The sequence below is a fragment of the Salinimicrobium oceani genome, from assembly GCF_012037645.1.
Genome location: NZ_JAAVJR010000228.1, coordinates 1 through 607 on the forward strand (window position 1 = coordinate 1; position 607 = coordinate 607).

The following is a 607-nucleotide window of genomic DNA, read 5'->3' on the forward strand; positions in this document are numbered from 1 at the left end:
AGTGTATGGAAATTCCCCAGGCACATTTTCCTGAAGACACCATCTTAAAATGTCACCCCAGGCCTGATATTTTGGAAGTGCCACTTTTGGGATCTGCGTATGTGATAAAGATTCGGTGTGAGTTTCGATCCTGATCTCCTTATCGCGGACCTTAAATGAATAGACTGGATCTTTATATTTATTGACCTTTTCATCCCACCCGGTAATGATCTCCCAGTTATAGGGATCGAGATCCATTTTCACCCTGTCAAATTCTTTTTTAAGGAGGCTTACAAGGTCTTCATTTTCTGAAGTTGTTGCATTTTTAAATCCATCCTCATCTAATCCATACTGGTTGAGCCCCAATTTCACTCCTGAAACCGATTCAATGGTCTTGTAAATTCCGTAGAGCTTTTGAGCTACTTCAGATTGTGCTGAAGCCTTCACATCGTAGCTGCGGTTATTTTCTGAAATTTCAGACAAGTATCGCGTTCTGCTTGGAGGAATGATAAAGATCTTCTCGCTCATCTCCTTTGAAAGGTGGAAGGTAGAATTGAAATGCCCGCCGGCTTTCTCATCGATCTTATCCATGATCTGCTTGTAAAGCGTGTTCATCCCCGGATCGTTG

At 42.2% G+C, this 607-nt stretch carries 1 pseudogene; it reads right to left on the minus strand.

What is annotated here, in order from left to right:
- Window positions 1-607: pseudogene (locus HC175_RS16420) on the minus strand (methylmalonyl-CoA mutase family protein); the annotation flags it as partial.